Here is a 24864-nt window from a genome sequence, read left to right as displayed (position 1 = left end):
GACCCCCATGGCATCCCCCCCTCCCGGCCGGGAGGGGCCGGGGGAGGGCGACCGGCTAGCGGCGACCGGCTCGCACCTGCCCGCCCCTCGTGCGCCAGACACCCCGTAGCGCCGTGATACATCACGGCGCCGTGCTGGTACCCCCGCTCGCGCAAGCCGAAAGACACCCTCACCCTGTCCCTCTCCCGAGGGGAGAGGGGACGCCCTAGGCACCGCTGACGTTTGCCCTGCGCCGAACAAGCCCAAGCGCCTGCTGGCGCCCGCACCCCCGCCGAGACCCCTCGCCAGCCCCGTACCTTCCGACATGCCCCCGCCGCCCATGTCGCGAGTCACCCCCGAGCACCTCCGCGCCCAGACCCTCGGCGCCGACGCCGTCGTCGCCGGCCCCTTCGGCGACCGCCCCCTCGTCTACGCCGACTTCACGGCCTCCGGCCGCCAGCTCGCCTTTGTCGAGGCCTACCTCGCCTCGCTCGCCCCGCTCTACGCCAACTCCCACACCGAGGACAGCCTGACCGGCCGGACGGCCACGGGCCTGCTCCACGACGCCGAGGCGACTGTCAAGCGCGCCGTCGGCGCCGGACCCGGCGGCAAGGTCGTCTTCTGCGGGAACGGCTCGACGGGCGCCATCCACAAGCTGCAGGAGATCCTAGGCGTCGCGATCCCGCCCGCCACCCTGCGCGACGTCTCGGCCCGCCTCACCGCCGCCCTCGGCGACGACGCCGCCGGGCGCCTGCTCTACGACCTCCGCGAGCGCGGTCCCGTCGTCTTCGTCGGCCCCTACGAGCACCACTCCAACGAAGTCATGTGGCGCGAGGGCCTGTGCACCGTCGTCGAGGTCGGGCTCGACGCGACGGGCCAGATCAGCCTCGGCGACCTCGCCACCCAGCTCGCCGACCCGCAGTGGGCCGGTCGCCGCCTCATCGGCTCCTTCTGCGCCGGCTCGAATGTGACCGGCGTGCTCGCGCCCGTCCACGAGATCGCCCGCGTGCTCCACGCCGCCGGCGCCCTCGCGGTCTTCGACTACGCCGCCTCCGGCCCCTACGTCGAGATCGACATGACGCCCGACGACCCCGAGGCGCGCCTCGACGCCGTCTTCCTGTCGCCCCACAAGTGCCTGGGCGGCCCCGGCTCCGCCGGCGTCCTGGTGTTCGACGACTCCCTCTATCCGACCGGGCTCGCCCCGACCGTCGGCGGCGGCGGGACGGTCACCTACGTCAGCGCGGTCTACCACGACTACACCGACGACGTCGAGGCGCGCGAGACGGCCGGCACGCCGGGCCTCTACCAGGCCTTGCGCGCCGCCATCGCCCTCAACCTCAAGCGCGCCGTCGGCACCGACACCATTCGCGACCGCGAGCACGCCCACCTCGACCGCGTCCTCGCCCGGTGGGACGCCGACGACCGGATCCAGGTGCTCGGCCCCGGCCCCGAGGTCGACCGCCTATCCATCCTGTCGTTCAACGTCCTGGACGGGGCCGGGCAGACGCTCCACCCCCGATTCGTGACCGTCCTCCTGTGCGACCTGTTCGGGATCCAGAGCCGTGCCGGGTGCTCGTGCGCCGGCCCCTACGGCCACCGGCTCCTCGACATCGACGACGCCACCAGCGCCCGCTTTCGCCAGTGCCTGGTCGACGGGATCAACGGCATGAAGCCCGGCTGGGCCCGCGTCGGCCTGCACTTCACGCACACCGAGGCCGAGGTCGACTACATCGCCAGCGCCGTCGAGTTCGTCGCCGCGCATGGCCGCCGCTTCTTGTCGCTCTACCGGTTCGACCCCGCCTCCGGCGACTGGACGAGGCGTGACGCCCGCCCGTCCGGCCTCCGCCTGGACCTCGACGACGTGCTCGCGGGCGCCGCCCCCTTGGGCTTGCGCCGCGCCGACGGGGCCGAGCGCCAACGCCTGATGGACGACGCCCTCGCCCAGGCCGCCCGGATCGCCCACACGCTTCCCGAACCCGAGACCGTCGCCCTCGACGCCTCCATCGCCGACCTCCAGTTTTTCGCCGTGCCCGCGTGACTCGCCTCCTTCTCGCCGCCCTCGTTCTCGTCGTCGTCGGTGGCCTCGCCTGGTGGTGGATGACACGCTCCGAGCCGCTCCCCGCCTTTGACGCCAGCCGCGCCTACGCGCTCGTCGAGGCCCAGACCGACTTCGGCCCCCGCATCCCCGGCACCGCCGCCCACGACTCGACCCGCCGGTTCCTGATCCGCCGGCTCCAGGCACACGCCGACCAGGTCGTCGAGCAGCAGATCCGGATTCCCGTCCCCGGCGACACCGCGCGCCAGTTTGCCGGCACGAACATCGTCGCCTCGTGGCAGCCCGAGCTCCGCCGCCGCATTCTGCTGGCGGCGCACTGGGACACCCGCCCCCAGGCCGACAACGACCCCGACCCCGCGCGGCGCCTCGACCCCGTGCTCGGCGCGAACGACGGCGCATCCGGCGTCGCCGTCCTCCTGGAGATCGCCCGGCTCCTCGACGCCCACCCGTTCGAGCGCGCCGTCGGCGTCGACATCATCTTGTTCGACCTCGAGGACCTCGGCACCAACGGCCCCGTCGCCGAGGAGCTCCGCGTCCCGTTCGCGATGGGCTCCGAGATGTTCGTCCTCAACAACCCCGGCTACCGGCCCGTCTGGGGGGTCCTGCTCGACATGGTCGGCGACCGCAACCTGCGGATCCCGCGCGAGGGCTTCTCCCAGCAGAATGCCCCCGAGGTCCTCGACCGCGTGTTCGCCGCCGCCGAACGCACCGGCGCCACGGCCTTCGTCGACGAGCTCGGCCCCGCCGTCCAGGACGACCACGTCCCGTTCTTGCGCGCCGGCATCCCCGTCGTCGACTTGATCCACGCCCCGTTCCCCGACACCTGGCACACGACCGCCGACACGCCCGAGAACGTGAGCGCCGAGAGCCTGGGCCAAGTCGGCCGCGTGGTCGTCGACCTCCTCTGGCGCGAGGACTAGCCCTCGCCTGCAGCCTCCAATTCCTCACCGAACGCCCGGCACTCCCGCACGCCTGCTGGCGTTGTACCCGCCCCCTGGACACGACCCTACCCCTATGGACACCCTCTACGGAACGCCCGTCGCGGCGCTCGGCGACGACGCCCGCGCCGCCTTCCTGACGCGCACCTACACGCACCTGCTCGGCGCGATCCTGCTCTTCGCCGGCATCGAGGTCTTCTTCTTCGCCTCCGGCCTGGCCCTCCCGATGGCGGAGGCGATGCTGAGCGTCAGCTGGCTCGCCGTGCTCGGCGGGTTCATGATCGTGAGCTGGTTCGCCAGCCGTGCCGCCGCGCAGGCCGAGTCGAAGGCCGCCCAGTACGGGGCGCTCGCGGCGTTCGTGCTGGCGGAGGCCATCATCTTCGTGCCGCTCCTGGTCATGGCGGAGATCTACGCCCAGCAGACGGGCAGCAGCGTCATCGGCAGCGCCGCCTGGGTCACCGTACTGGGCTTCTCCGCGCTCACCGCCATCGTCTTCTTTACCGGCAAGGACTTCTCGTTCCTGGGCGGGATGCTCAAGTGGGGGATGGGCTTGGCGCTCGTCGCCATCGTCGCCGGCGTCCTGTTCGGCTTCGAGCTCGGCACCTGGTTCTCGGTCGGCATGGTCGGGCTCGCGGGCGCAGCCATCCTGTACGACACGTCGAAGATCTTGAACAACTACCCCGAGGACCGCTACGTCTCGGCCGCCCTCCAGCTGTTCGCGTCGGTCGCCCTGATGTTCTGGTACGTCCTCCGCCTCTTCATGAGCCGCGACTAGCCCGATCGGCCGGCTGCTCCGTCAGGGAGATCCCTCGGACCCCCGTCCCATGCCCGGCGTAGATCGGGCATGGGACGACTCTTTTCCGCACTCGCCGCCGCCGCCGGGATCGCCGCTGGTGGTGCCGCCGGCCTCGCCGCGTGGCGCCGCTGGGGCTTCCGGGTTCGGGACGACGAGCGCGAGGTCGCGCACGTCCCCGACCCCCCCGTAGCCGACACCCCGGACGGCGACCGCCCGATCCAGCCGGAGGAGGCCGGCGTCGGCGCCCGCTTCCACCGCCGCTACGCCGTCGACGTCGCCGAGTCGACCCGGACGCCGGAGGCGCTGGTCGCCGAGATCGGCCGCGACATCCAGGCCTTCGTGCCGGACGAGCTCGCGGTCTTCGAGAAGGTGAAGGGCGCCCCGGAGCGGCTGGCCGTCGGCGACGAGTACGACATCACGATCCGGTCCCCGTGGGACGGGCCCGTCCGCGTCGTCGAGGCCGAGCCGACGCGGTTCACGCTCGCGACACTCGACGGGCACATGGAGGCCGGCCAGATCCGGTTCGAGGCCCACGAGCACCCGTCGCGCCCCGGCGCCCTCGCGTTCTCCATCGAGTCGTGGGCGCGCAGCCGCGACGACGTGGTCGACTTCGTCTACGACGAGCTGGGGCTGGCGAAGAAGGCCCAGCGGGCCATGTGGACGTTCTTCTGCGAGCGCGTCGCCGAGGCGTGCGGCGGGCACGTCATCGACGAGATCCGCGTGCTGACCGAGCGCGAGGCGGAGTGAGCGTCCTCGACCGCGCAGGCGTCGACCGGCCGGACTGGCGGCGGTATCAAGACCGGCTGAAGGCCGTCGAGACGGCGGCGACCAACTTCGAGCTCCGCGAAGACCACGACTACACCGAGGCCGACGGCTGGCGGCTCGACCACCACGTCGGCGAGCTGCCCGCCGAGCCGCCCGGCCCGCCACTCGCGCCCGAGGCGCCCGGCGCCTCCTGGGCCGTCGCCCGCGAGCTGGTCCGCGGCTACGCCTTCCCGGACCCCAAGCTGATCACCGGCATCTTCTCGCCCGACGCGCCGATCTCGGGCCGCCCGATGCTGCTCCGGGCGCGGTTTCTGGGGTTCACGTTCTGGTTCGGCGTCCGCCTCAGCGACGAGACCGACGAGGTCCGCCAGACCGACGACGGGCCGGTCCACGTCTACGGCTACAGCTACGCGACGCTCGAGGGCCACTTCGAGCGCGGGCGGATCACGTTCGAGGTCCGCAAGCACGCGCGGACGGGCGCCGTCGACTTCCACATCGACGCGTTCTCGAAGCCCGACCGGATCCGGAATCCGTTCTACCGGATCGGCTTCAAGCTCTTCGGGCGCCGCTTGCAGCTCAAGTTTGCCCACACCGCGATCGAGCGGATGCAGCGGTTCGTCGGCGAAGAGCTGGCGGCGCGAGCGGTCGGCGTCCCCGCGCCCGAGCGCGAGACGGTCGAGCCCCGGCGGCCGGACGCCGAGGCCGCCGAGCACGCGGGCGACACGCTGGACAAGGGCTGAGAGAGTCCGGCAGGGGAGAGGCGTGCAACCAGGTGGCTGGCGCTTCGTCCCGGTGCTACTCTTTTCGCACACCGCCCCGACGCCCATGCGTGCCCTCCCGCTCCTCGCCCTCCTTCTGCTTGCCGTCCCCGCGCAGGCCCAGGACGCCGACGCCGCCGTCCGCGCCACCATCACCGCGCTCTTCGACGGGATGCGCGCCAAGGACTCGACCGCCATCCGAGCGACGATGCACCCAGAGGCGCGGCTCATGACGGCGGCGAATCAGAACGGTCAGCGGGCGGTGATGCAGACGCCCATCGGCGCCTTTCTCGCCTCCGTCGCGGGCGCGCCCGTCGACCTCGACGAGCAGCTGACCGCCGACTACCCCGTGCTCATCGACGACGGCCTCGCCGTCGCGTGGACGCCGTACCGCTTTTACGCTGGCGGCGAGTTCAGCCACTGCGGCACGAACGCCTTCGTGCTGGCGCTCGGCGACGACGGCTGGCAGATCGTCCAGATCATGGACACCCGGACGCGCGACTGCGACGCCGAGTAGGCGCGAGCGGGTGAGAACTCACGCGACGGTCGAACGTCCACAGCCGCTCACCCGCCCCGCCCCGATGTCCGCCGACCTCGACCGCCGCCAGCACAACTTTTCCGCCGGGCCCGGCGCCCTCCCACAAGAGGTGCTCGACGAGGCCCGCGAGGAACTGCCCGCCTACCCCGGTGCGGGCGCCTCGATCCTGGAGGTCAGCCACCGCTCGAAGGCGTACTCCGCCGTCCACGAGCGCGTCGGCGAGCGCCTGCGGTCGCTGTTGGGCCTGGGCGCCGACTGGCACGTGCTGCTCCTGCAGGGCGGCGCGTCGATGCAGTTCCACCAGGTCCCGCTCAACTTTCTGCGCGAGGGCCGGACGGCGGCCTACCTCGACACCGGCGCGTGGAGCGCCAAGGCGATCACCGAGGCCGAGATCGTCGCCGGCCACCACGGCGGGACGGTCGTCACCGCCGGGTCGAGCGCGGACGCCGAGTACTCGTACGTCCCGCGCCCTTCGGAGTGGACGGTGCCGGCCGACGCGCACTACCTCCACTACACGAGCAACAACACGATCTACGGGACCCAGTTTGCCGAGACCCCGATCGTCGACATGCCGCTCGTCTGCGACGCCTCGTCGGACTTCCTGAGCCGCCCCATCGAGGTCAAAAAGCACGGGCTGATCTACGCGGGTGCCCAGAAAAACATCGGCCCGGCGGGCGTCACCGCCGTGCTCGTCCGCCAAGACTTTCTGTCAACGCGCGCGGAGCGCCTGCCGACGATGCTCGACTACGGGACGCACGCCAAGAAGCTCTTCAACACGCCGCCCGTCTTCGCGATCTACCTCGTCGACAAGGTGCTGGCGTGGATCGAGCGGAACGGCGGGCTCGCGGGCATGGTGGAGCGCAACCGATCCAAGACCGACCGGCTCTATGGCGCGATCGACGCGAGCGACTTCTACCGGGGCACGGTCCGCCCTGACAGCCGCTCGTCGATGAACGTGACGTTCCGGCTGCCGAGCGAGGAGTTGGAGGCCCGGTTCTTGGAGGAGGCTGCCTTGCAGGGGTTGCTCAACCTCAAGGGCTACCGCACGGTCGGCGGCGTCCGCGCGTCGATCTACAACGCCGTCTCCCCGCAGTCCGTAGAGGCCCTCGTCGACTTTATGCGCCAGTTCGAGGCCGACCACGGGTAGCGGGCCGGGGTGGGAGAGGAGACCCTGTGCAGTCGGAACGGCACCGGGCGGGGGGGCGTGTAGCCCGCGCCCCGCCGTGTGCCGCGGGGCCGTCACCGGATGCCGCTAGCTTGCGCGGCCTGAAATCACACGGACCCCCACTTATGAAGCGCCTCGTCGTCGTCGAGTCTCCCACCAAGGCCCGGACGATCCGGAAGTTCCTCCCCGCCGGCTACCAGGTCGAGGCCTCGATGGGCCACGTCCGCGACCTCCCGTCGTCGGCGTCAGAGATCCCCGCCAAGGTCAAGAAGGAGAAGTGGGCGCGGCTCGGCGTCAACGTCGAGGACGGGTTCACGCCGCTCTACGTGGTGCCGGCCGACAAGCGGAAGACGGTCAAGATGCTCAAGGACGCCCTCAAGGACGCCGACGAGCTCTACCTCGCGACGGATGAGGACCGCGAGGGCGAGTCCATCGGCTGGCACCTTCTCGAGGTGCTCCAGCCCAAGGTCCCCGTCAAGCGGATGGTGTTCCACGAGATCACCAAGGAGGCCATCCTGAAGGCGCTCGACGAGACGCGCGAGCTCGACACCCGGCTCGTCGACGCCCAGGAGGCGCGGCGCGTCCTCGACCGGCTCGTGGGCTACTCGGTCTCGCCGGTCCTGTGGAAAAAGATTGCGCCCAAGCTCTCGGCGGGCCGCGTGCAGTCCGTCGCCGTCCGCGTGCTCGTCGAGCGCGAGTGGGAGCGGCTCGACTTTATCTCGGCCGGCTACTTCGACCTGAACGCGACGCTGACCCAGGCGGGCGTCCCGTTCGAGGCCAAGATGACGCACCTCGGCGACCAGCGGCTCGCGACGGGCAAGGACTTCGACGAGAAGACGGGCAAGCTCAAGGACAAGAGCGACGCCTTCGTGCTCGGCGAGGGCGACGCGACCCCGCTGGCGGGCCGGCTCAAGGACGCCCCGTGGCGGATCTCGGAAGTCGAGCAGAAAAAGGCCACGCGCAAGCCCTCGGCCCCGTTCATCACGTCGACGCTGCAGCAGGAGGCCAACCGCAAGATCGGGATGAGCGCCCGGCGCACGATGCAGACGGCCCAGAAGCTCTACGAGCAGGGCCACATCACCTACATGCGTACCGACTCGACGACGCTGTCGGCGGAGGCGCTCGCGGCCGCGCGTGGGGCCGTCGAGGCGCGCTACGGGAAAGAGTACCTGTCGCCGTCGCCGCGCCAGTTCTCGGGGAAGGTCCGCAACGCGCAGGAGGCGCACGAGGCGATCCGCCCGGCAGGCACCCAGATGAAGACCAAGTCGGAGCTGGGGCTGAGTGGCGACGAGGCCAAGCTCTACGATCTCATCTGGAAGCGGACCGTCGCCAGCCAGATGGCCGACGCCCGCTTGCTCCGCACGCGCGCCACGATCCTGGCCGCCGAGGGGACCGCCGACGAGAGCACGTTTCGCGCGAACGGCCAGGTCATCGAGTTCCCGGGCTTTTTCCGGGCCTACGTCGAGGGCAAGGACGACCCGTCCGCCGCGCTCGACGACCGCGACAGCCCGCTGCCCGCGCTCGCCGAGGGCGACACGCCGGGCTGCAAGGCGGTCGACGCCGTCGGCCACGAGACCAAGCCCCCGGCGCGGTACACCGACGCCTCGCTCGTCCAGGCGCTCGAGAAGGCCGGCGTCGGCCGCCCGTCGACCTACGCCTCGATCATCGACACCGTCGTCCGGCGGGGCTACGTGATCCGCGACAAGAACCAGCTCGTGCCCACCTTCACGGGCATGGCGGTGACGAACCTGCTGGCGAAAAACTTCGAGCGGTTGGTGGACACCAAGTTCACCGCCCGGATGGAGGAGGAGCTGGACCAGATCGCGGGCGGGACGGAGCAGCGCGGCCCCTACCTCGAGCGCTTCTTCAACGGCCCCGAGGGCCTGGAAAAGAAGATCGAGCAGGGCGTCGAGACGATCGACCCGCGCGAGATCTCGACCATGCGCCACGTCAAGTGGGGCGACTACGAGGTCCGCGTCGGCCGCTACGGCCCGTACGCCGCCGCGCCCGACGGCAGCACGTCGTCGCTCCCCCCGGAGGCCGCTCCCGCGGACCTGACCGAGGCGGACATCGCCGCGCTCGTGGACGGCAACAACGACGAGCGCGTGGTCGGCATCCACCCCGAGGCCAGCCAGCCGATCCTGCTCAAGTCGGGCCCGTATGGCCCCTACGTGCAGCTCGGCGACAACGACCAGCTGGAGGACAAGAAGGCTCCCAAGCCCAAGCGGACCTCGCTGCCCAAGGGCACGAAGCCGGAGGACGTGGACCTCGAGCTCGCCATCGGCCTGCTCGGCCTGCCGCGCACGGTCGGCCTGCATCCGGAGACGGGGAACGAGATCAAGGCCAACATCGGCCGCTACGGCCCGTACGTCCAGCACGAGCGGACTTTCGCCAGCCTCAAAGCGGCCGACGGCGACGAGGTACTGACGGTCGGGCTCGAGCGGGCGCTGGAGTTGATCGCGCAGAAGCGCCAGAAGGCCGCGCCGCTCCGGGTCCTCGGCAACCACCCTGTCTCGGGCAAGCCGATCGATGTGTTCGAGGGCCGCTACGGGCCCTACGTCAAGCACGAGAAGACGAACGCGACGATCCCGAAGGACCAGGACAAGGACGAGATCACGCTCGAGCAGGCCGTGGAGCTGGTGGACGCCAAGGCGGCTAAGGGCGGGGCCAAAAAGAAGAAGGCCCCAGCCAAGAAGAAGGCGCCTGCCAAGAAGAAGCCTGCCGCGAAGAAAAAGGCTCCGGCCAAGAAGACGCCGGCCGCTAAGAAGACCGATTAGCCGTGCGCATCGCGGTCGTGGGCGGCGGCATCGCCGGGCTGGCGGCGGCCGTCGCGCTCGGCCAGCGGGGCGTCGAGGCCGTCGTCTACGAGCGCGCCCCGGCGCTGCGCGAGCTGGGCGCCGGCATCGCGCTGTGGCCGAACGCGACGCGCGCGCTGCATGGGCTCGGCGTGCTCGACACGGTCGCCGCCCGGTCCGGCCGGGCCGAGACGGTGCACATCACGGACGCGGCAGGTCGCCCGCTCGTCCAGTTCACGTCGGCGCGGGCCGACGCCCCGTCGCTGTGCGTCCGCCGCCGGGACCTGGTGGCCGCGCTGGCGGCGGCGCTCCCCGTTGACGCGATCCGTTATTGCAAACGATTCGTATCCGCCTCCGCCGGCCCCCACACGCTCGCACTCCACTTCGAGGACGGGACGGCCGCCGGGGCCGACGTGCTCGTCGGCGCCGACGGCTTGCGGTCGCGCGTCCGCGACACGCTCGTCGAGCGCGTCGAGCCGCAGGCGCGGGGCTACACGGCGTGGCGCGGCGTCGCGCCGCACCCAGGCGACCTCGGCGCCGACGCCGTCGAGGCGTGGGGCGACCGCCAGCGGTTCGGGCTGTTCTGGCTGGGGGAGGGGCTGGCGTACTGGTATGCCCTGGCCAGCCGTCCGCCGGGCGACCGCTCGCCCCTCGACCTCGGTGCCCTCGCAGACCGCTATGCCGACTGGCACCCGCGCGTGGCGGCGACGATCCGCGCCACCGATCCGGCCGAGGTCACGCGGCACGACGTGTTCGACCGGCCGCGCGGCCGCTGGCGCCGGGGCCGCGTCGTGCTCGTCGGCGACGCTGCGCACGGCATGACGCCCGCGCTCGGGCAGGGTGGGGCGCAGGGGCTCGAAGACGGGCACGCGCTCGGCCGTCAGCTCGCATCCAGTCAGACGATCGACGACTCGCTGACGGCGTTCGTGCGCGAGCGGCGGCGGCGGGCGGTCGAGATCGCGTGGCGCTCGCGGCTCGCGGCCCGCCTCGGGCAGCTGGGTGGCCGGGCCGGGCGGATGCGGAACGTGGCGGCGCGAGCGGTGCCGGACCGCGTGTTCGAGGCCGCCTTCACCACGCCGTTTTAACCCTCGTCGGCCGCCCGCCCGTCCGGGTTGTTGTACTTGCGCTCCTCGGCGTCGACGAACGGGTCGTCGGGGTCGTCGGGGCGGCCGAGCGTGCGCCACCGCGCCTCCTTCGTCAGCCGGTGCGACTCGATGACGGTCTCCAGCATCGCGAGGTAGCTCCCGTAGCGCTCCGGGGTGATCTCCTCGGCGTCGACGGCGGCCTGGACGGCGCAGCCGGGCTCGTGGGCGTGCGTGCAATCCGGAAACCGGCAGTCGGGGATGTAGTCGAGGAACTCGACGAAGTAGCCGCCGAGCTCCTCGGGCGCCATGTCCCACAGGCCGAACTCGCGGATGCCGGGCGTGTCGGCCACCCAGCCGCCCCCGGCCTGAAGCAGTGTCGCGAACGTCGTCGTGTGGCGGCCCTTCTGCGTCTTCTCGCTGATCTCCGAGGTCGCCAGCCGGAGGCCGGGCTCGATGGCATTCAGCAGGCTCGACTTGCCCACGCCCGACGGCCCGGAGACGACGCTCACGCGGTCCGCCAGCGCCGCCCGGAACGTGTCGACGCCCCGGCCCGAGACCACGCTGGTCAGGATCACCGGGTAGCCGAGCCCCTCGTAGAGCTCCTGCCAGAATGCAACGGCCTCCTGCGCCCGAGGCGAGTCCTCCATCAGGTCCGTCTTGTTCATCACGATGCCAGCCGGGATGTGCCGCGTTTCTGCGGCGACCAGGAAGCGGTCGATGAAGCCGGGGTTGACCTTGGGTTCGAAGACCGACTGCACCACCCACGCCCGGTCGATGTTGGCCACGATGACGTGCTCGCGGACCGCCCCGCGCTTGCCGGCCGCGCGGCGACTCAGCTGCGTCTCGCGTGGCTCGATGTCGGTGATAAAGCCGCTCCCATCGTCGCCGATCGTGAGCCGGACGCGGTCGCCGACCGCGAGAGGGTTCGTCTCGTCGATCTCCAGCGCGTCGAGCCGGAAGCGGCCCCGGATGCGGGCGCGGATGTCGTCGCCGTCGTCGGTGCGGACGTCGTACCAGCTCCCCGTGGACCGGAGCACGAGTCCGCGCACGGGCTCACGTGGGGGGGGCTCGGCGGGGTCGGTGGGGCGGTCGTCGGTCTCGGGCACAGTGAAACACTCGGGGGGAGGTCCCGTCCAACGCAGGCAGCCGCCTCAGGCTCCGCCCGCTGCACCAACCCCCCGACCCGATGGCCCGCACTACGCCCGATCCCCTCGACGCCGTCCGCAACGCGTTCTCCGACCTCGGCACCTCCCGGAAGGCGGCGTTCGTGTTGGAGGCCACGTTCGAGACCATCAGCCAGGCACTCGCCGAGACCGGCCGCCGCGCCGCCGAGACAATCGACGACCTCGACATCGACGCCTGGTTCCGCGAGCCCGAGCCCGCCGATGTCGGCGCGCCGCCCCCACCGCCGCCCGTCGCGACGGCTCCAGCCGCCGCTCCGAAAAAGAAGCCGGCCGCGAAGAAGTCCGGGCCGAAGAAGAGCGCGGGCAAAACCGCAGGTCCCCGTCGCACCCCACCCAAGGATGACGCATGAGTGAGTCGTGGCCCGAGCGATTTGCCAAGGCGGGATTGGCCGCGCGCGTAGGCCTTCTGGCTGGCGGCGGCGTCCGCCTGCTGGCGGGCGTCATCGACCGTGGGCTGGAGAAGGCCGCCGAGACCGCTGTGGAGGCGAAGCGCGCCTTCGACCGCGAGCTCGACCCCAACATGAGCGACGCACGGGTGCTGGAGGAGTGGGAGGAGCCGCGTGACGACCGGGCCGAGCCGCTCGGCGGTCGCCCCTAGGCTGCCAACGTCCGTGCCGCGCGAACGCCCCAGATCCGGGGGTGGGCCACGTGCTGCACCATCAGACGCCCATCCGCCGCGCTCGTCATCTCGACATCGAGCAAGCCGTGAGCGGACATCTCGATGACGACCTCGTGCCCCAACCGAGACGAGTCCGCGCCTGAGGCGCCGGCTGGCGGCCGGAGCCAGCGCGCCGCCAGACGATTGATCTCGACCCACGACAATTGTCCGAACGGCGCTCGCGAGGCAGCGGCCAAGATCTCGATCACGAAGTCCGCCGCGAACGGCAGGGTGTCGGCGAGGGGCGGGCGAGTAGACATCGGCGTGGGGCGGGGGGTGCCTGAAGGATCCGACCAGGGGGTGACAGCCCTGTGACGCGGGCTGGTTCCGAATCGTTGGGCGTCCTGTGTCGAATCAGGATCGCCCTTGCCCATTGTTTCGTTTGTCCTTAGCGGGCCACAGGCCGCATCCAGAGCGCCCCCGCGGGACGCAGCGTCACGGATCCATGCGGCTCGGGAGGCTCCCCGTCGAGCGCGAGCCGCCAGCGGCGAGCGATGGCCGCGAGCACCAGCGTCCCTTCGGCCCAGGCAAACCGCTCCCCGATGCAGCCTCTCCGACCGGCGCTGAAGGGCAGGTAGGCAAACTTGGGGCGGTTACTGGTGACGAGGTGCCGCTCGGGCCGGAAGACGTCTGGTGCATCCCAGTACCGAGCGTCGCGGTGCAAGTGGAGAGGGGCAAACAGGACTGTCGATCGCCGAGGGACCGGGTGGCCGCCGAGAGACGTGTCCCGCGCCGCCTCGCGCCCGACGGCCCACGCGGGCGGGAACAGCCGCATCGACTCGGCGAAGACGGCCCGCGAGTAGGGCAGGGCTGCCAGCGAGGCGAGCGAGAGGTCCGCGGGAAGACCGTCCACCTCGGCATGCAGGCGAGCCTCGGCTTTGGGGTGCTGCGCGAGCAGGAGCCACGTCCAAGCCAGGGCCGCGGCGGTCGTCTCGTGCCCTGCGAGAAAAAGGGTCATCGCCTCGTCGCGGAGTTCGAGGTCGGTCAAGGCCTCCCCGGTCTCCTCGTCTCGAGCGTCTAGCAAGATCCCCAGGAGGTCGTCGGTGTCACCCGAGGCCCTGTGGTCGGCGATCACTTGGTACACCACGTCGTCGAGAATGGCGCGCGCCCGTCGGGAGGTCCGGTTCGCCGAGAGAGGCAACCAGGTCAGCTTGTCGGCCAACGGAAACTGGGCGCCGTCGAAGGCGGCCATCGCGTCGTGGACGGCCGTGGCCACCCGGTCGGCATGGGGCAGGACGTCGGCGCCGAAAAGCGTGCGCCCCGCAATCGCGAGCGCCAGCCGGCTCATGGCAGCGGCAGCGTCGAACGGCGCCCCGTCCGTCCAGCGTGAGGCCTCGGCGTCAGCGAGCGTGACCATTGCCTCGCCGTAGCCGACGAGCCGGCCGTGATGGAAGGCCGGGAGCACGAGCCGGCGCCGCCTCGTGTGGTCCGGCGGTTCGCTGGTGAGCAGGCCGTCGCCCAGGATCTGCCGCGCGAGGCGCAGGCCGCGCGCCTTTGTAAAGTCGGCATCGCGGTCGATCAACAACTCGCGGAGCACGTCGGGGTGGCGGACCAGATAGACGGGAGGGAGCCCCGGGACCCGGGCCGCCACAACGTCGCCGCCGACGGCATCGAGGCGCGCCACGCCGGCCTGCAGGTTGCGGGCAAACGTTGCGAGCAGGCCGAAGGGGACGCGGGAGCGCAAGCGGCGGAGGTCAGTCATGCGGTCTGTACCTCACGGTTTGAGTCGGGGTCCGGTGGTGACCGGCGTATTCCGGCGTATTAGGGATCGCGTCCACGGCGCCCATCGATGTGAGGGGAGCCTGTGGCGAGGTCGGGCGTTGCCCGGGCTTCCGACCCCTCCGTTTTTATGCGCGGCTCGATAGTTCTTGCAGCTCTTGTTCTTGTTCTCCCCGCGTGTGCGGGTCTCGGCGGGACGCTCGACGAAGCTGCCGAACTCCTTGCCGAGGGGGGAGAGCGGGTCCTCCGCTCCCCAATGCGCCCGGCAGGGACGGCCGATCGCGTTCTCGTGATCGCGCTCGACGGGGTCGGTGAGGGCCGGCTGGCCGCGGCGCTCGCGTCGGGCGCGATGCCCACACTGAGCGCACTCCTCGGGACCGACCTCGGCGACGGGCTCCGCGAGCACGGCTACATCGCCTCGCGCGTCCCCGCCGTCTTCCCCTCCGAGACGGCGGCCGGCTGGGCGGCCGTGTTCACCGGCGCCGCGCCCGCCGTTACCGGCGTCACTGGCAACGAGTGGTACGACCGGGACTCGATGGCGACCTTCGCGCCGGTCCCCCTGTCGGTCGGCAGCATCGAGCAGACGCTGTCGATCTGGTCGGACAGCTTGATGAGCCAGGTGATCCAGGCCCCGACGCTGTTCGAGCAGGCCGACGTCCGGTCGCACGTCTCGGTCGGGTTCGTGTACCGCGGCGCCGACCTGCTCACCCCGCCCGACCTCAACGACCTCGGGGACCTCTTCGAAGGGCTTCTCGGGGCCGTCGTGGGTGGCAAAGACGAGGCCTACGAGGAACTCGACGACGACACCGTCGAGGGCGTCGAGCGGGGGATCGAGGGGTACGGGCTGCCGGACCTCCAGATCGCCTACTTCCCGGGCGTCGACCTCGTTGCTCACGCGGGGGGGGAGGAGGCCCAACTCGCGTACATCGCCGAGGAGCTCGACTCCGACATCGCCCGCCTCCTCGAGCGCTACAACGAGCGCGGGGCCCTCGGCTCGACGACGGTCGTTGTGGTCTCCGATCATGGCCACACCGACACACTCGCCGATGACCGCCACAGCCTGGACGCGGGTGGCGACGACGAGCCGCCGGCCCTGCTGGACTCGCTCGGGTACCGGCTCCGCGACTTCACGGTCGGCGCCGACTCGTCGGACTCGAACGTTGTCATGATCTATGACGAGGCCGTCGCGATGCTCTACGTGGCGAACGGGACGGCCTGCGCCGAGGGGGCGGCGTGCGACTGGACGCGGGCGCCGAGGCTCGACGCCGACGTGCTCCCGCTTGCGCGCGCCTTCCGGGACGCCTCCCTCGCGGACACCTCGGCCATCGGCGGGATGTCTGGGGCGCTCGACCTCGTGTTCGCCCGCGCCTCGGACCCGTCCGGCCGGACGTCCCCCCCGTACCGCGTGCTCGACGGCGACCGGCTCCTGTCCATCGCCGACTACCTCCGGGCGACGCCGCGCCCTGACCTCGTCGACCTAGAGCGCCGGCTCGGGTGGCTCACCGACGGGCCGCTCGGCCACCGGGCCGGCGACGTCCTGCTGCTGGCGAAGGCGGGCTCCGAACGGCCCATCGACGAGCGCTTCTACTTTGGCGCACCTCGCCACTCCGCGCATGGCGGCGCGTCGCCGGGCGAGAGCCACATCACGCTGGCCGTCGCGCGGCCGGGGGGCGACGGCCCCGCCGTCCGCGAGGCCGTCCAAGCCGCCGTCGGCGATGCCCCGACGCAACTCGACGTGACTCCGCTCATCCTGTCATTGCTGGGCGTCGAGCGCTAGCGGTATCTTTGCGGCCTCACGTTCCCGACCCCATGACCCGCCTTCTCGTCCTCGCTCTCGCCCTCACGTTTACGGCCTGCCAGTCGGCCGACGACCCCGCGTCCGCGCCGGAGGTGGACGCCGGGGCGATCGACCGCGCCGTCGACACCGACGACGTGATCACCGAGGCCGCCGCGCCCTTCGACGTCAACACGGCGACCGAGGAGCAGATGCGCACCATCCCCGGCGTCGGCGACCGGATGGTCCACGAGTTCGAGGAGTACCGGCCGTACGCCAGCATCCGCCAGTTCCGCCAGGAGATCGGCAAGTACGTCGACGAGGCGCAGGTGGCCGCCTACGAGGAGTACCTCTTCGTCCCGATCGACATGAACGAGAGCGATGCGGAAACGCTGGCTCAACTCCCGGGCGTCTCGGCCGAGGCGGCCGAGTTGCTTATCGACGGGCGCCCGTATGCGACGATGGCCGACTTCCAGGCGGCCTATGAGTCGACCGCAAGCGAGCCCGACTGGGCCGTCGCCAGCGTCTACGTCGCGCGGTGACCGACACCGAACGCGGGCTGCGGCGGTTCCTGCTGGCCGCCGCCGCGGTCACCTACCTCGGCGGCGCCGTCGAACTGGTACTCGTCGAGCACTGGGGCGAGTGGCAGCAGTGGATCGCGTTCGTCCTGATCGTCGTCGGGCTCGCGGCCGTCGCCTGGGCGGCGCGAGCGCCGTCGCCGCGGTCGCTTGGAGCGCTGAGGTGGTTCGGGCTCGTCGTCGGGATCGGGGCCTTCGCGGGCGTCGCGCTTCACGGTTGGGGAAACGCCGCGTTCGCGCGCGAGATCGATCCCGGTCTATCGCTGCTAGGCACGGTGGCCGAAGGGGCGACCGGAGGAAACCCGCTCTTCGCTCCGGGCATGGTGGCGCTCGCGGCGGCCTTGGGAGTCGCAGCGGGCTGGCGACACCCGGCGGCGTAGCGAGGGGCCGTCGGCCTTGGTTGGGCGCACGTTCTAAAATGATCGAGCGCTAGATCGTCGCGTCCGCCCCTGATGGCGGCGGCGGCTGCTAGCTTGCTTACTCCCCAACGTCACGTTACGCCTTTGCGACTCCTCTTCCTCCTGGCCCTCGCGCCAGCCGTCGCACTTGCACAGCCAACGTTTACTTCGGGAGTCAGTCCGAGCACCATTGGGCCCGCCAGTTCGAGCCGGCTCGTGTTTACGATCGACAACGCGGGAGGAGGCGCGGTGGCGTCGGACCTGGCGTTCACGGGCACCCTGGCCACGGCCGTCACGATCGGCCCCGTTCCCCAGGCGGCAACGACGTGTCTCGGGAGCGAGGGCTCGAACGGGCGTCCCGGGCCGATGCTGGTCTTGACGGCACCGGCGGGTGGGAGCACCATCAGTCTGTCGGGGGCGTCTGTCCCGGCCGGCGCCTCCTGTACGGTCTCGGTCAATGTGACTGCCAGCTCGCCGGGCACGCACACGACGACGACCGGCGATCTCACATCGAGTCAGGGGAACAGCGGGTCCACCTCTGTGGACTTGGTCGTCGATCCGGACTCGCCGGGGTTCACGGGAAGCTTCGCTCCGGCATCCGTTCCCCTCGGGAGCCGCAGCACGCTCACGCTCACGATCGACAACACGCTAAACGCGTCGGGCGTGGCCACCCTCGACTTCACGGACGTTCTCCCCGATGGCCTCGAGGTCGCTGCGCCTTCGAACGCGTCTACGACGTGCGGGACCTCGGTCCTGCCGCCGTCTCTCCACGCCACGCCCGGCACGAGATCCGTCATCCTCGACGCCGACGGGACGGGTGGCTTCCCAGCGGTTGCTGCGGGCGCCAGCTGCAGCGTCGTGGTCGACGTGGTGGCTGTGAGTGCTGGAACGTTCGACAACGTGGTCTCGCTGCTTGCTGACTTTGAAGACACTGGGTTTGCGGCGGCGCGAGTGGAGGTGGCTCAATCGACGCTCAGCCTAGCGCAGTCGTTCGTCGGCGACCCGATCGCGCCCGGCGGCTCCGTCCCCCTCCAGTTCACGATCCGAAACCGGGACCGTCAGTCGACGGCCGCCGCGATCGCCTTCACCGACGACCTGGGCGCGACGCTGGCTGGGCTGGCGGCCAACGGCACACCGATCAACGCGTGCGGCGGGACGCTCACGGGCACGGCCGTCTTGACGTTCTCAGGAGGCACGCTCCCGGCCGGGGGGACGTGCACGTTCGAGGTGCCCCTCACCGTCCCCGCTGGCGCTGCCCAGGGCGCCTACACGAACACCACGAGCGCGATCTCTGGAACGATTGCCGGTCAGGGCGTCGCGGGCGCACCCGCCTCGGACCAGCTGTTCGTGGCCCCGGTCCCCATCCTGACCCTGGCGTTCGCCGACGATCCTGTCGGGTCGGGCGAGAGTGTGACCCTCGAGTTCACGATCACGAACTCGAGCGCGACGGATTCCGCGGCTGACATCGCGTTCGACGATGAGTTCACGTTCCTGCCATTCCCGCTCGACGTCACCCTGCCGGCGGATGGGTTTTGTGGACCCGGCTCGATGGCAACCGTCACGAGCGCGGGCAACGAGCGTCAGCAGATCTCGGTCCGCGGGGCCTCGCTGGCTGCGGGAGCCTCCTGCACGTTTGGTGCGACCGTGGCCATCCCCGTCGACCTGGCGAGCGGCACGTACACGAACACCACGAGCCCGATCACAGCGACCGTCGATGGGCAGGACGTGGCCGGTCAGGCCGCCTCCGACGACCTCGTCGTCGTGTCGGCACCTCGGCTCACCCAGGAGTTCCTCGACGACCCCGTCCTGCCGGGCGGGGCGGTGACCCTTCGGTTCACGCTGTCGTCCGGCGCGGAAGAGCCGATGGCCGCCACCGGCGTCAGCTTTTCGGACGATCTCGACACGGTGCTGCCAGGCCTGACGGCCGTCGCCGGCCCGCCTCTTTTGGGGTGTGGCGGCGCCCTCACCGGCCAGGGGACGGGGGACCTCACCTTCTCGGGGGGGACGGTCCAGCCCGGCGGGACATGCCAATTCGACGTGGAGCTGTCTGTCCCGACCGGCGCGACGTCCGGGACGTACTCCAACTCGACATCGAGCGTGAGCGCGACGGTCGGGGGCGTGGCGACCGCCAGCCCGCCGGCCTCCGACGACCTCGTAGTCTCGGCGCTCTCGTTCACCAAGGCCTTCGTCGACGATCCCGTCCAGCCCGGCGGCACGGTGACGCTCGAGTTCACCGTTCAGAACCTCGGGACGGAGGGGGCGAGCGAGCTGACGTTCACCGACAACCTCTCTGCGGTGGTGCCCGGACTGGCAGCCACCGGGCTCCCCTCGACCGACGTGTGCGGGGTGGGCTCCCAGTTGATGGGGACCTCGTTCCTCATTCTTACCGGAGGGAATCTTGCCGCCGGCGAGTCCTGCACGTTCTCGGCGACGCTGGACGTGCCGGGCGGGGCCGCTGCGGACCAGTACGGGAACACGACGAGCAACCTCTCCGGGTCGGTCGGGGGCCAGAGCGTCACGCTCCCGCCCGCCACCGACATGCTGGTGGTCGCGGTGGACTCACCCCCGCTCATCTCGAAGTCGTTCGCGCCGGACGCCATCCCGCTCGGCGGCGTCAGCACGCTGACCCTGACCATCGACAACTCCGCCAGCACGACGGCGGCTACTGGTCTCGACGTGACCGACGCGTTCCCGCCTGGGCTGGAGGTGGCGCCCGTCCCGAACGCCGGAACCTCTTGCGCGGGGGGGACGCTCACGGCGGCGGCGGGCTCTGCCACGATCTCCTACACCGGCGGCGCCCTCGCCGCGGGCGACACGTGCACGATCGCCGTCGACGTCACGAGTGGGACCGCAGGCGACTACGTGAACACGACGGGCGACCTCACCAGCTCGAACGGACTGAGCGGGACGGCCTCGGCGACCCTCCGCGTCCGCGATGTGAACGTGATAGCGACCAAGGTGGGTGAGATCCTCGCCGACGATGGCGACGGCCAGGCCGACCCGGGCGAGACCATTCTCTACACCGTGGCGATCGCTACGGGGGGGGGCGACGTGGCCAACGCCGCGTTCACCGACACGCCGGGGTCGGGGCTGACGCTCGTCGCCGGGTCGGTCTCGACCTCGGCAGGGACCATCCAGGAAGGGAACGGCACGGGCGACACGTCCATCGTGATCGATCTCGGCTCGCGCCGGGCGGGTGCGGCGTCGATCGAGATCTCGTTTGAGGCGACGGTCAACGAGGACCTGCCGGTCGACGCCGCGGCCGTGTGCAACCAGGGCACGGTGTCGAGCGACATCCCCGATGTCGTCACCGACGACCCCACGACTCCGGCGGAGGGCGACCCGACCTGCACGGCCGCCGCGTCCAGCCCCGTCGCCTCCTTCGACGTCGACACCAACAGCGGATCGGAGGGGGGGGCGGTCACCCTCGTGGTCACGCTCGATGCCCCGGCGCGGGGCCGCGAGTCGGTGGACGTGGTGCTGACCGAGGGGAGTCCGCAGGACCTGGGCGGGTTCACCTCGGCCACGCTCCGGTTCGACGAGGGGGACACGGAAGCGAGCGTAGAGCTTTCGCTCACGGACGATGGGCCGGGAGAAGGCACCGAGGAGCTCACGTTTGAGCTTCAGAACCCCACCTTCCTGACGATCGGGGTGTCGGAGACGGTCCTCACGGTCCGTGAGGTAGGCGTCCTCGCCATGTTCCGCACCATCCAGCAGTCGGTGGTGGAAGACGCCGGATCGGTGGTCCTCGTGATTCACCTCGCCGACGCCGCTCCCGGGGATGCCACCCTGGAAGTCACCCTTGCGTCTGGCGACCGGGCCGATCTCGGCGGGTTTGCGTCGGCTCGGGTGGATGTGCCCTCGGGGCCCGGCGCGCCCACGCGGCTCGAGGTCGTGATCCCTGTCACCGACGACGAGAGGGCCGAGGACGACGAGCAATTCCTCTTTGAGCTCTCGGTGGTGGATGAGGGGATGTCCCCCTCCGGCGGCCCGGCCATCGGGATCGGAAGCCCGTCGCAGACCGCCCTCGTCGTGGTCGACAACGACGGGGAGCCGCTGGCGGTGACGATCCCGGCTCGCGATGCGGATAGCGACGGGGTGGAAGATGGCGGCTTGCGGGCGTTCGCAGTCCCGGTGGGTGGCCTGACGGCTGCTGAGGTCGCGGAGGTGGCGGGTGCGGAACCAGTCTTCAGCCTGGGCCTGGCTGGCCAACTCACGGCGGTCGACCCGACCCGGTCCCTCTCCGCCGGGCAGATGGTCGTCATCGACGTAGCGCCGGAGGCGGTCCTCACGTTCACGGGCTCCGCGCCGATGGACGAAGTGGCGCTCGGCGGCGTCGCCGTCAACGCGAACGATGACGAGGCGGCTGACCGCGTGCTCGTGGCCGTCGGCAACCCGACCGACCATCCCATCGGTCTCGACGATCTCGCCGTGGACGGCGGGACGCTCGCCGATGTGGTGCTCGTGTTTGACGCCGATGCCGGGGCGTTCCGGCCCCTCTCCCTCGCTGGGCTCGATGCCGAGAGCGTCTCGCTTGCGGCTTACGCCATCGTGGTCGTTCAGGTCATCCTGGACGGCGACGCGGCCGACGTGGCCGTTCGCGTGCCTGCATCCGCGACGGCGGCCCCGGGCTCGTCGCCGGTACAGACCCTCGCCTTCGGGCCCACCGACGGCGAGACCGCTGTCGTCCTCGAACTCCGGTCCTCCGCCTCGAGCGACGCGACCGCCGGGCGGATCGCCGAGGCCCCCGGCGACACGTTTGTGCTCCGCTTTGGCCCCGGCACCGACGGCCTCGACCCGTTCGACGGGGTTGACGTGAGGTCGCCCTTCGGCGGGACGCTTGCTGGCTTCGTCGACGAGACAGCGTTCGCCGCGCTCGCCGTGGGTGACTCGGAGTCGGTGACCCTGCCACTCGCTGTCGCGGTCTCGCGGCCCGGAGCCTACGAAATCGCCCTGGCCTCCCTGCCTGGCAGCCTCAATGGTCGCCCCGTCGTGGTCGAGATCCTCGATGGCGCCTCGGCGACCGAGGTTGCCGCCGGTGAGCCGTTTGCGTTCACGGCGGCCTCCCCGGGCAGTGTCAGCGGCCTGCGCCTCCGCGTATCGGCCAGCAGCGGCGTCGCGACCGAGGACGCCCCCGCCGGGGCCTCGCTCTCTGTGTTCCCCAACCCGGCGCCCGGTCCGCCCGTAGTCGAGCTCGCCGTCCCCGAGGCGGGGGTGGTCAGGGTAGTGGTCTTCGACGCCCTCGGACGCACCGTGGCCGTCCTCCACGACGGGCCGCTCGCGGCCGGCTCCGCCCGGTGGGCCCTCGGGTCGGACCTCCCGCCGGGTGCGTACCTGATACAGGCGGGCGCCGCCTCCTTCATGGAGGTCCGCTCGTTCACCGTCGTCCGATGACCCTGCCGCTCTGTCGACCGGCCCGTCCCTTCGCCGCCCCCGTGTTTCCGCGTGCGCGCCCACGCCCCCGCGACTCTTCCTTCAACGATCTCCCCGCGACTCTCATGGCACACCGATACACGTGGCTGGCTTTGGCCTTGTGCGTTCTAGCCCTCGCCGCTCCTGCCCACGCTTCCGAACGCGTCCCCGTATCCGTCGAGGACGGGGCGCTCGTGTGGGCTCCCGTCGCTGAGTACGCACACGTCCTGCTCACCGTCTCCGACCCTGCGGGCGTCGAGTTCCGTCGGTCGTTCGAGTCCGATGAGGCCTACCGCATCGACCCGCAGCAGGTGGGCGACGCGCCGCTCCGCAACGGGGTATACCAGTACCAGATCGTGTTCATCGAGCGCCTCACTGAGGAGGGCGGGGTCGAGGGGCACCGTCAGTCGGGGGCGTTCGAGGTCCGCGGGGCCCGGGCAGTGTCCTCGCCGGTCATGGACAGCGTCATCTCCGATGACCTGATCGTGCAAGGGAGTGCGTGCGTCGGGTTCGACTGTGCCAACGGCGAATCCTTCGGGTTCGACACACTTCGCCTGAAGGAGAACAACCTCCGCATCCGGTTCCAAGACACCAGCACTTCGGCCAGCTTCCCGACGCGGGACTGGGAGATCACCATCAACGACTCGTCGAACGGGGGCGCCAGCTACTTCGCCTTATCGGACATCGACGGAGGCCAGGTGCCCTTCCGGATCGATGCCGGGGCGCGCTCGAACGCCCTGCGCGTCAACGCCGCCGGACGAGTCGGGGTGGGGACGGCGTCTCCCGTCCTGCCACTCCACGCCACCCTGGGAGACACCCCTGGGCTGCGACTGGAACAGGATGGTTCGTCCGGGTACCCCTCCCAGACCTGGGACATCGGAGCGAACGAGGCCAACTTTTTCGTCCGCGACGTGACGATGGGGAGCACCCTCCCATTCCGTATCCGGCCTGGCGCGCCGACGAGTTCGCTCGACATCCAGTCTGACGGCGCCGTCCTGGTCCCACAGCGCCTGCTCGCCGGGTTCGCCGACGCGGCGACCGCGACGGGCGACGCGGCCGTCGAGATCGAAGGGTTGACCCGCGTCGACGGCAATCTGATCGTCAGCGGGACGGTGACGGAGGGGTCCGACCGGGCACGCAAGACGAATCTGATCCCGGTGGACGTAGAGGCCGTGCTGGCGCGTGTCACGGCCCTGCCGATCTCGTCGTGGGAGTGGACGGGGAGCGAGGGTGCCCGGCACCTCGGGCCGATGGCCCAGGACTTCTACCGCGCGTTCGGCCTCGGGACCGACGACACGCACATCGCTACGGTCGACGGGGCCGGCGTCGCGTTGGCAGCTATTCAGGCGCTCCACCTGCGGAACGAAGCCTCGACCACCCGCATCGCCGAGCTGGAAGCTGCGAACGCCCGGCTCGCCGAGCGCCTGGCCCGCATCGAATCTCTCCTGCAGGGCGCACATGAGTAAGCGGACCGCCTTCATCACCCGAGTCGTGGTCGGGAGCGCCCTCGTAGTCGGGCTCGCCGCCGCGCCGGCCGCTCAGCAGCGCGACATCGACGACGCCGACGAGCCTCGCACTCAGCGCGGCCAGGTCCAGGCACCCGTCCAGCCTGCCGACACGGACGATCGCGACCCTGGCGGAACACGATTCGTCGAGCGGGCGCCCGCTCAGAACCGCATCGTCTCAGACCAGGACGCCGATGCCGTGGTGAGGCCCGGGCCTGTCTCGCCAGCCACCATCGACCGCGTCGTGCTCGAGGCGCTGGACAACGGACGAGACGGGCAGCCCACACGCACCGCCGCCGTCGTGGTGCGTAGCGAATCCGCCGTGCCGCTCGACAACGGCCGCGGCCTCGCCCCCATGCGCACACCCAAGGCGCGGTCGGTTTCAGACCCGAACGCCCCGCTGGACAACGGGCGGTCCGCCGCCGCCCATCCCGAACAGGATCAGGCACTCGTGGTGGACGCTGAAGCCCCCGGTGGCGCGCCCGCCGTGCTCACGCTCGGCAGCGTCCTCCCGAACCCCCTCGGGGACCGCGCCACGGTCACCGTGAGCGTCGCCTCGGCCTCTCAGGCGTCCGTTGTGGTTTACGACGTGCAGGGGCGGCTCGTGGCGACCCTGTTCGACGGGGGCCTCGACGCGGACGCGCCACGTCAGGTCGCCCTCGACGGGCGCGCGCTCACGCCGGGCGTCTACGTAGTCGTGCTGAGGGCCTCGGGCTACACGGCCAGCCGGACCTTCCAGGTCGTTCGCTGAGCGCCGTCGC

The 24864-nt window shown here is 71.1% G+C and carries 20 protein-coding genes; 17 read left to right on the top strand and 3 right to left on the bottom strand.

The window, feature by feature from the left end; all coding sequences use genetic code 11:
* The first annotated feature begins 319 nt into the window (after positions 1–319).
* The 9 genes from ACLII4_RS12850 to ACLII4_RS12810 all read left to right on the top strand — a co-directional run bounded on the left by ACLII4_RS12850 (position 320) and on the right by ACLII4_RS12810 (position 10875).
* Complete coding sequence (locus tag ACLII4_RS12850; RefSeq protein WP_412067803.1) at positions 320–2017, top strand: aminotransferase class V-fold PLP-dependent enzyme; 1698 nt, start codon at positions 320–322, stop codon at positions 2015–2017.
* Positions 2014–2955, top strand: coding sequence for a M28 family peptidase (locus ACLII4_RS12845; protein WP_412067802.1), 942 nt, complete (start codon positions 2014–2016; stop codon positions 2953–2955). The genes ACLII4_RS12850 and ACLII4_RS12845 overlap by 4 nt, the downstream gene beginning before the upstream one ends.
* A 94-nt stretch (positions 2956–3049) precedes the next feature.
* Entirely contained in the window at positions 3050–3748 is a 699-nt protein-coding gene (locus tag ACLII4_RS12840; RefSeq protein ID WP_412067801.1) for a Bax inhibitor-1 family protein, read from the top strand.
* A 69-nt stretch (positions 3749–3817) separates the two neighbouring features.
* Entirely contained in the window at positions 3818–4516 is a 699-nt protein-coding gene (locus tag ACLII4_RS12835) for a DUF1990 family protein (protein ID WP_412067800.1), read from the top strand.
* Positions 4513–5274, top strand: coding sequence for a DUF1990 family protein (locus tag ACLII4_RS12830; protein WP_412067799.1), 762 nt, complete (start codon positions 4513–4515; stop codon positions 5272–5274). The genes ACLII4_RS12835 and ACLII4_RS12830 overlap by 4 nt, the downstream gene beginning before the upstream one ends.
* A gap of 85 nt (positions 5275–5359) precedes the next feature.
* Positions 5360–5809, top strand: a complete 450-nt coding sequence (locus ACLII4_RS12825; RefSeq protein WP_412067798.1) for a nuclear transport factor 2 family protein — start codon at positions 5360–5362, stop codon at positions 5807–5809.
* A 64-nt stretch (positions 5810–5873) separates the two neighbouring features.
* Positions 5874–6977: a 3-phosphoserine/phosphohydroxythreonine transaminase gene (gene serC, locus ACLII4_RS12820; protein ID WP_412067797.1), complete on the top strand. Its 1104-nt coding sequence runs from the start codon at positions 5874–5876 to the stop codon at positions 6975–6977.
* A gap of 143 nt (positions 6978–7120) precedes the next feature.
* Positions 7121–9772 (top strand): type I DNA topoisomerase, encoded by a 2652-nt coding sequence (topA, locus tag ACLII4_RS12815; protein ID WP_412067796.1) that lies wholly within the window; start codon positions 7121–7123, stop codon positions 9770–9772.
* Positions 9773–9774: 2 nt separating this feature from the next.
* Positions 9775–10875: an FAD-dependent monooxygenase gene (locus ACLII4_RS12810; protein ID WP_412067795.1), complete on the top strand. Its 1101-nt coding sequence runs from the start codon at positions 9775–9777 to the stop codon at positions 10873–10875.
* On the opposite strand, the gene rsgA is transcribed toward ACLII4_RS12810, so the two are convergent.
* Positions 10872–11981: a ribosome small subunit-dependent GTPase A gene (gene rsgA / locus ACLII4_RS12805; protein WP_412067794.1), complete on the bottom strand. Its 1110-nt coding sequence runs from the start codon at positions 11979–11981 to the stop codon at positions 10872–10874. The genes ACLII4_RS12810 and rsgA overlap by 4 nt on opposite strands.
* 80 nt (positions 11982–12061) lie before the next feature.
* Here rsgA and ACLII4_RS12800 point away from each other — a divergent pair, with 80 nt between their 5' ends.
* Together ACLII4_RS12800 and ACLII4_RS12795 are read left to right on the top strand one after the other, a co-directional pair.
* Positions 12062–12409, top strand: coding sequence for a hypothetical protein (locus ACLII4_RS12800; protein ID WP_412067793.1), 348 nt, complete (start codon positions 12062–12064; stop codon positions 12407–12409).
* Positions 12406–12657 carry a hypothetical protein gene (locus ACLII4_RS12795; protein WP_412067792.1) on the top strand — a complete coding sequence of 84 codons (252 nt, stop codon included), beginning with the start codon at positions 12406–12408 and terminating at the stop codon, positions 12655–12657. The genes ACLII4_RS12800 and ACLII4_RS12795 overlap by 4 nt, the downstream gene beginning before the upstream one ends.
* Here the strand turns inward: ACLII4_RS12795 and ACLII4_RS12790 are convergent.
* Together ACLII4_RS12790 and ACLII4_RS12785 are read right to left on the bottom strand one after the other, a co-directional pair.
* Positions 12654–12977 carry a hypothetical protein gene (locus ACLII4_RS12790; protein WP_412067791.1) on the bottom strand — a complete coding sequence of 108 codons (324 nt, stop codon included), beginning with the start codon at positions 12975–12977 and terminating at the stop codon, positions 12654–12656. The genes ACLII4_RS12795 and ACLII4_RS12790 overlap by 4 nt on opposite strands.
* A 128-nt stretch (positions 12978–13105) precedes the next feature.
* Complete coding sequence (locus tag ACLII4_RS12785) at positions 13106–14419, bottom strand: cytochrome P450 (protein WP_412067790.1); 1314 nt, start codon at positions 14417–14419, stop codon at positions 13106–13108.
* Positions 14420–14725: 306 nt separating this feature from the next.
* Between ACLII4_RS12785 and ACLII4_RS12780 the strand changes: the two genes are divergently transcribed.
* From ACLII4_RS12780 to ACLII4_RS12755, 6 genes are all read left to right on the top strand, one after another.
* Positions 14726–16213, top strand: a complete 1488-nt coding sequence (locus ACLII4_RS12780; protein ID WP_412067789.1) for an alkaline phosphatase family protein — start codon at positions 14726–14728, stop codon at positions 16211–16213.
* 32 nt (positions 16214–16245) lie between these two features.
* Positions 16246–16752, top strand: a complete 507-nt coding sequence (locus ACLII4_RS12775; protein ID WP_412067788.1) for a hypothetical protein — start codon at positions 16246–16248, stop codon at positions 16750–16752.
* Positions 16749–17168, top strand: coding sequence for a hypothetical protein (locus ACLII4_RS12770; RefSeq protein WP_412067787.1), 420 nt, complete (start codon positions 16749–16751; stop codon positions 17166–17168). Before ACLII4_RS12775 ends, ACLII4_RS12770 begins: the two co-directional genes overlap by 4 nt.
* A gap of 558 nt (positions 17169–17726) precedes the next feature.
* Entirely contained in the window at positions 17727–22580 is a 4854-nt protein-coding gene (locus ACLII4_RS12765; RefSeq protein WP_412067786.1) for a Calx-beta domain-containing protein, read from the top strand.
* Between the two features lie 212 nt (positions 22581–22792).
* On the top strand, positions 22793–24064 hold the full coding sequence (locus ACLII4_RS12760) for a tail fiber domain-containing protein (RefSeq protein ID WP_412067785.1): 1272 nt from the start codon (positions 22793–22795) through the stop codon (positions 24062–24064).
* Positions 24057–24854 (top strand): T9SS type A sorting domain-containing protein, encoded by a 798-nt coding sequence (locus ACLII4_RS12755; RefSeq protein ID WP_412067784.1) that lies wholly within the window; start codon positions 24057–24059, stop codon positions 24852–24854. The genes ACLII4_RS12760 and ACLII4_RS12755 overlap by 8 nt, the downstream gene beginning before the upstream one ends.
* The last annotated feature ends 10 nt before the right edge of the window (positions 24855–24864 follow it).

Origin of the sequence: Rubrivirga aquatilis, from assembly GCF_046845665.1 — a bacterium.
Lineage (GTDB): Bacteria > Bacteroidota > Rhodothermia > Rhodothermales > Rubricoccaceae > Rubrivirga.
Note: the sequence above shows the minus strand (reverse complement) of the source record. Positions and strands in the feature narration are given on the sequence as shown.

Bases quoted from the DNA above. Each gene is read 5' to 3' on its own strand.
- ACLII4_RS12850 (WP_412067803.1), top strand. From the start codon at position 320: ATGTCGCGAGTCACCCCCGAGCACCTCCGCGCCCAGACCCTCGGCGCC.
- ACLII4_RS12840 (WP_412067801.1), top strand. From the start codon at position 3,050: ATGGACACCCTCTACGGAACGCCCGTCGCGGCGCTCGGCGACGACGCC.
- ACLII4_RS12835 (WP_412067800.1), top strand. From the start codon at position 3,818: ATGGGACGACTCTTTTCCGCACTCGCCGCCGCCGCCGGGATCGCCGCT.
- ACLII4_RS12825 (WP_412067798.1), top strand. From the start codon at position 5,360: ATGCGTGCCCTCCCGCTCCTCGCCCTCCTTCTGCTTGCCGTCCCCGCG.
- serC (WP_412067797.1), top strand. From the start codon at position 5,874: ATGTCCGCCGACCTCGACCGCCGCCAGCACAACTTTTCCGCCGGGCCC.
- topA (WP_412067796.1), top strand. From the start codon at position 7,121: ATGAAGCGCCTCGTCGTCGTCGAGTCTCCCACCAAGGCCCGGACGATC.
- ACLII4_RS12800 (WP_412067793.1), top strand. From the start codon at position 12,062: ATGGCCCGCACTACGCCCGATCCCCTCGACGCCGTCCGCAACGCGTTC.
- ACLII4_RS12795 (WP_412067792.1), top strand. From the start codon at position 12,406: ATGAGTGAGTCGTGGCCCGAGCGATTTGCCAAGGCGGGATTGGCCGCG.
- ACLII4_RS12790 (WP_412067791.1), bottom strand. From the start codon at position 12,977: ATGTCTACTCGCCCGCCCCTCGCCGACACCCTGCCGTTCGCGGCGGAC.
- ACLII4_RS12785 (WP_412067790.1), bottom strand. From the start codon at position 14,419: ATGACTGACCTCCGCCGCTTGCGCTCCCGCGTCCCCTTCGGCCTGCTC.
- ACLII4_RS12775 (WP_412067788.1), top strand. From the start codon at position 16,246: ATGACCCGCCTTCTCGTCCTCGCTCTCGCCCTCACGTTTACGGCCTGC.
- ACLII4_RS12755 (WP_412067784.1), top strand. From the start codon at position 24,057: ATGAGTAAGCGGACCGCCTTCATCACCCGAGTCGTGGTCGGGAGCGCC.